At 74.2% G+C, this 3,442-nt stretch carries 3 protein-coding genes; all 3 read right to left on the reverse strand.

Annotation, left to right across the window (positions count from 1 at the left end; all coding sequences use genetic code 11):
• The coding region (locus F6X68_RS31610) for a DUF58 domain-containing protein (protein ID WP_151457673.1) at positions 1–1,020 on the reverse strand (1,020 nt) is incomplete at its 3' end.
• A 12-nt stretch (positions 1,021–1,032) separates the two neighbouring features.
• Entirely contained in the window at positions 1,033–2,028 is a 996-nt protein-coding gene (locus tag F6X68_RS31615; protein WP_151457674.1) for a MoxR family ATPase, read from the reverse strand.
• Positions 2,029–2,055: 27 nt separating this feature from the next.
• On the reverse strand, positions 2,056–3,442 hold a 1,387-nt coding region (locus F6X68_RS31620), incomplete at its 5' end, for a fibronectin type III domain-containing protein (RefSeq protein WP_151457675.1).

Genomic DNA, 3,442 nt, shown 5'->3' on the forward strand with positions numbered 1-3,442 from the left:
GGCCCGCAGCGCGCCCACCGTCCCCAGGTCGTCCCGGCCGCCCGGCCCGGTGAGGAAGACCAGCGTGTCGCCGAGCCGTTCCCGCCGCAGCCGGGTGGTGGCGGGCTGAAGGTCACCCCCGTCGGCGAGCTCCGCCGCCGCGAGCCGGTCCAGCGGCCCCTGCGCCGCCGCGTCACCGCCCGCCGACTCCGGCGCGACCAGCAGCAGCACCACCGGCAGATCCTCGCGGTACGCGGCCACCAGCACCGAGGCGGCGGCCTCACACGCCGACTCGAACGACTCGGCCACCCCGTCCAGACGCTCCGGGTGGGCCGCCGCCCGGTTGTCCAGCAGCACCACGATCCGGGGCAGGCTGGTGTCCACGTTCTCCCGCACCATCAGCTCACCTACCCGGGCGCTGGTCCGCCAGTGCACCCGGCGCAACTCGTCACCGACCACGTACTCGCGTAGCGAGTCGAAGGTGATCGAGCCGTGCGGCACCTTGTCCACCCGGCCGTCCAGGCTGCGCCCCGCCCCCGTGGGCACCGCGTTCAGCGGGTGCACGCGCGGGTGCACCCAGACCGGCACCGTGCCGCCGTACGGGCGGGCCAGCGCCACCAGGCCGAGGGGGTCGCGCCGGGTCACCCGCAGCGGCCCCACCGGCACCACGCCCCGGCGGGCGGTCGGCACCTCGTAACGGACCGTGGTGTCCCGGCCCGGTCGCAGCCGCAGCAGCGGCACCGGAACCGCCCGGTCCCCGCACCGGTCCTCGGCCACCAGGCTCGCCGCCCGCAGCCGCCCCGCGTTGCGCACCGTCAGGGTCATCGCCGCCGGCTCGCCGCGCGCCACCCGGTCCGGGTCGGCGCTGCGGGTCACCTCAAGGCGGGGCCGCCACGCCGCGCTCAGCACGGCGTACCCGACGGCGATGCCGGCCGCCGCCCCGAGCAGCGTCAACTCCGGGTACGCGAAGCGGAATCCGACGCCCAGCAGCACGACGGCGGCGACGAGCAGCCCGACACACCGGGCGGTGAGCGCGGACACCGGCGTCGCCGGTCAGCCCTGGACCGGGGCCGGCTGGCCCGAGGGGAGCGGCACCGGAACCGAGGCGACCGCCTGGCGCAGCACCTCGGCGGCGGTCACCCCGCGCACCTGCGCGTCGGGGGTGAGCAGCAGCCGGTGCGCGAAGACCGGCTCGGCCAGGGTCTTCAGGTCCTCCGGCATGATCCAGCCCCGCCCGTCGATCAGCGCGTACGCGCACGCCGCCCTCGTCAGCGCGATCACGCCCCGGGGACTGACGCCGACCCGCACCTGCGGGTGGGTGCGGGTGGCCGCAGCCAGCCGCACCGCGTACGCGTAGAGCGGCTCGGCGATGTGCACCCGGCGGGCCATGCGGACCATCTCCCCGACGGTGGCCGTGTCGGTGACCGCCGTCAGCGCCTCGGGGGAGCGGACCGTCGCCCCGCGCAGCACCTCCACCTCGACCGCCTCGTCGGGGTAGCCGACGGAGAGCTTCACCAGGAAGCGGTCGAGCTGGGCCTCCGGCAGCCGGTACGTGCCGTCCATCTCCACCGGGTTCTGGGTGGCCACCACCAGGAACGGCTGCGGCACCGGGTGCCGGACGCCGTCGACGGTGACGGTGCGCTCCTCCATCACCTCCAGCAGCGCCGACTGGGTCTTCGGTGACGCCCGGTTGATCTCGTCGGCGATGACGATGTTGGCGAAGACCGGGCCCGGGTGGAACTCGAAGCCCCGGGTGGCCTGGTTGAAGATCGTCACCCCGGACACGTCGGAGGGGAGCAGGTCAGGGGTGAACTGGATGCGCCGCCACTGCCCCTTCACGGTCGCCGCGACGGCCCGGGCCAGGGTGGTCTTGCCGACCCCCGGCACGTCCTCCAGCAGCACGTGCCCCTGGGCGAAGAGCGCGGTCAGCGCCAGCCGGACCACCTGGGGCTTGCCCAGCACCACCGCGTTGACGTTCTCGGCCAGCCGGGCGACGAGGGCGGCGAAGCCCTGCACCTCCGGCTGGGTGAGCGGTTCTGGGGTGTTCACGCGGGTGGTGCTCCTTGCCTGGGTGGGTCAGCAGGTGGGCAGGTCCTTGATGTCGTCGCCGCCCTCCAGGTTGAGCCAGGCCCAGGGGATGTAGTTCTTCCCCTTGTAGTCGACCTGCACCCACCAGGTGCTCTGCTTCTGGTTGTTGTAGATCCAGGAATCGACGTTCTCGCCCGACTTCTTGCAGTACGCCTTCAGCCGGGTGCCGGGCTTCGCCCAGCCGGCCTGCTGGTCGTTGTCCTGCCGGGTGACCTTGAAGACCTCGTTGCCGTTGCGGCCGTCAACGTTCCTGTCGCAGTACGTGCGCTGTTCGCCGTCCGGCCCGTTCTTGCAGGTCGCGATGCCGTAGAGGGCGTCGGTCGCCTGGGCGCGGGTGCCGGTGCCCTTGCCGGCGGCGTTGCTCGCGGTCACGGTGAACGTGTACGCCGTGCCCGGGGTCAGGCCCGTCATCGTGATGCTGGAGCAGTTGCCGGACTTCGCCGGCTCACCGCCCGTGCTCAGCGAGCAGGTCGCCTTGCCGCCGCCGGCGTCCACGGTGAACGTCACCGTCGCCGACGTGGCGGTCGCGGAGGAACCGGTCACGGTGACACGGGGCTCGGCCACCGTACGGGCCGTGGCGGTGGCCTCCGGGCCGGGGCCGGCCTCGTTGACCGCCCGCACCTTCACGGTGACGTTCTGGCCGTTGCCCAACCCGTCCACCGTGGCCCGGGTGTCGGTCACCTCGCTGCTGCGCCCGCCCACGTCCACGACGTACTTCGTCACCGGCCGGCCGTTGGCCACCGCCGGGGACCACTGCACCGCGACGGAGCCCGGCCGGTCGGCCACAGTGGTCGATCGCAAGTCGGTCGGCCGCTCCGGCGGCGCGTACGGCACGACGGTGTTGCTCACCGGCGAGGCCGCCGAGCCCGCGCCCCGGTCGTTGACCGCCACCACCGTGAACGCGTACTGCGTGCCGTACTCCAACTCGCCCGCGGGCACCACCAACTCGGTGCGGCGGGACTCGCCGGCCGGGGCGTTGGTGCCCGCCGACGTGGCCGTGACCACGTACTTCGCGATCCTGTTGCCCTGCCCGTTGGCGGCCGGCCACTTCACCAGCACCGTGCCGTCCGGGCGCTCCTGGGCGGTGACGGCGGCCGGCGGGTCCGGCACCGCGGCCGTCGGCGTCACCGGGTTGCTGGTGCGCGCGGGACCGTCGCCCTTCGCGTTGACCGCGTGCACCGAGAACCGGTACGTCTCACCGTTGGTCAGGCCTTTGATCTCCACGGCCCGCTGGTTGGCGCCCACCTGCACGCGCTGGCCGGCGCCCTGCACCACGTACCGGACGATCTCCGCCCCGTTGGCCGGAGCCGGCCGCCAGCTCACCCGGGCCTGCGCGTTGCCGGCGGCGGCGGTGACGCCGCGCGGGGCGCCCGGC

It is taken from the genome of Micromonospora sp. AMSO12t (genome assembly GCF_008806585.1).
Lineage (GTDB): Bacteria > Actinomycetota > Actinomycetes > Mycobacteriales > Micromonosporaceae > Micromonospora > Micromonospora reichwaldensis.